Origin of the sequence: Frankia sp. AiPa1 (assembly GCF_023243075.1) — a bacterium.
In the GTDB taxonomy this organism is placed as follows: domain Bacteria; phylum Actinomycetota; class Actinomycetes; order Frankiales; family Frankiaceae; genus Frankia.
This window is the reverse complement of the sequence record NZ_JALKFZ020000090.1, coordinates 1-2,205: the sequence shown is the minus strand read 5'-3', so window position 1 is coordinate 2,205 and position 2,205 is coordinate 1. Positions and strand designations below refer to the sequence as shown.

Annotated in this window: 2 protein-coding genes; both read right to left on the bottom strand. The window is 67.7% G+C overall.

What is annotated here, in order from left to right:
- Positions 1 to 67: 67 nt before the first annotated feature.
- Positions 68 to 874 carry an IS21-like element helper ATPase IstB gene (gene istB, locus MXD95_RS07615; protein WP_250639832.1) on the bottom strand — a complete coding sequence of 269 codons (807 nt, stop codon included), beginning with the start codon at positions 872 to 874 and terminating at the stop codon, positions 68 to 70.
- Positions 871 to 2,136, bottom strand: coding sequence for an IS21 family transposase (gene istA, locus MXD95_RS07610; RefSeq protein ID WP_250639831.1), 1,266 nt, complete (start codon positions 2,134 to 2,136; stop codon positions 871 to 873). Before istA ends, istB begins: the two co-directional genes overlap by 4 nt.
- Between the last annotated feature and the right edge of the window lie 69 nt (positions 2,137 to 2,205).

Here is a 2,205-nt window from a genome sequence, read left to right as displayed (position 1 = left end):
TGTCAAGGCTTCCTGAAAACTGACCACGTGGGGGTCTCGGAAATTTGACCCCCTGGTCCCTGGTTGATCAGTTGTGGTTGGGTCGGTCCTTGGCGAGGAGCTCGCGGCGTTGGCGGGTGCGGTAGGAGTCGCCGGCGAGGGTGAGGACCTCGGCGTGGTGGACGAGCCGGTCGATCATGGCGGCGGCGACGACGTCATCGGAGAAGGTCTCGCCCCAGCGGCCGAAGGGCAGGTTCGAGGTGACCAGGACCGAGCCCTGTTCGTAGCGGGAAGCGATCAGTTGGAAGAACAGGTTCGCGGCGTCCTGGTCGAAAGGTATGTAGCCGACCTCGTCGATGATGATAAGTTTGTAGCGGCGGATCTTCCGGAGTTCTTCGTCGAGACGGCCGGCGTGATGGGCGGCGGCGAGGCGGGTTATCCAGTTGCTGGCGGTGTCGAACAGGACGGAGTAGCCGGCCTGGGTGGCTTTGACACCGAGGCCGATCGCGAGATGGGTTTTCCCGACGCCGGGCGGGCCGAGCAGGACAACATTGTCGGCTTTGGCGATGTAGGTGCTGGTGGCCAGGTGGGCGAGGACGTCGCGGCGGAGCGAGGGAATGTGGTCGAGGTTGAAGTCCTCCAGGGTTTTGACGGTCGGGAAGTGCGCGGTGCGGATCCGCATGACGGTGCCTTTGGACTCGCGGTCGGCGACCTGGCGTTGCAGCAGTGCGGCGAGGTATTCTTCGTGGGACCAGTTCTCCGCGCGGGCCTGGGAGGCGAGTTCCTCCCAGAACGCGCCGATCGTCGGGGTTTTCAACACCCGGGTCAGATAGGAGATCATCGCCGGCATGCCGTCGGAGGTTTTCCCGGCCGGCGCCGGTGTGGTGGTGGTCATTCGCTGCTCGCTTTCTTCTCGGATGAGGTGGGGGTGAAATCGACGCCGAACAGGGCGTCGTAGTCCGGCAGTGCCCGCATGCTGACCGGATGGCCGTCGCCGTGATGGCGGGTGGCCGCTGCCCGGCGCCGACGGTCGTCGGCGAGGGCCTGGCGCATCCGGGCGGCGGCCGCGGCATGCTCGGGGTCGGTGACGACGCCGTGGCGGGCCCACGAGCGGGGGTGACGGCCCACGGGCTGCCCATCGCAGGTCACCGCCACCGTGTCCAGCGAGGCGGTGACGTCGACGAACCGGCCGATCGCCCGCGGGTCCACCGAGTAGTCGACGGTGTCGACCCGCACGTAGTAGTCCCGGCCGAGCCGGACCCGGGCGCACAGCCCGGTCGGCGGATCGACCGGCGGTAGTGCCAGCATCGACTGCAGATCGGTGTCCAGGAGATCCACCGGCCGGCCGCCGACCGACCGCACGGTGCGGGTGTTCGCCACCGTCAACCATTCGGCCAGCTGGCTGTTGAAATCCGCCGGCGAAGCGAACCTCCGGCCGGGCAGGAACGACGTCTCGAAATAGCCGTTGGCCCGCTCGACGATACCCTTATATTCCGGGTCCCGTGGCGGCGCAAGCCTGATCTGGGTCGCCAGTGTTCCCGCGAACGCCGCCGCCGGCGCCGACAGACGCCCGGTCCCCCCGATCGCCGACTCCCGATCCCACACGAGTGTTTTCGTGACCCGCCCGACCCCGCCGATCAGCAGCCACATCCCCGCGAGAATGTCACCGGCCTGCCGCGAAGGAATCATCGTCGCGGTCAAAAACCGGGAGAACGCCAACGTCATCACCAGCACCGGCAACACCCGTTCCTGCCCCACCCCCACCGGAATCACCGGCTCCGGGAACCACAGATCACAATGCGTGAACTGCCCCGGCTCATACACCACCCGATCCACCGGGTCGATCCCCACATACTCCGGCCGGATCACCGTCAACCGCCTTTTCAACGGCGACAACGAATACGGCCAGCCGATCCGCGCCGCGATCACCGGCGCCGGCATCCGCGGCCACTCGACCAGCAACGCCCGGACCGCCGGCTCGAACGGATCCACCACCGACCCCCGCGGCGCCCGCACGTACTTCGGCGGCCGATCCGACGTCAACGCCGCCCGCACCGTGTTCCGCGCCACCCCCAACCGCCGCGCGATCTCCTTGATCGGCACACCCTCAGCCCGATGCAACCGGCGGATCTCCGCCCAGTCCTCCACGTTCAGCACCCCTCCTACACCAGCAGGGGGTCAGATTTCGCAGCCCCCTGGGGGGTCAGTTTTCAGGAGGCGGCGACA

Bases quoted from the DNA above. Each gene is read 5' to 3' on its own strand.
- istB (WP_250639832.1), bottom strand. From the start codon at position 874: ATGACCACCACCACACCGGCGCCGGCCGGGAAAACCTCCGACGGCATG.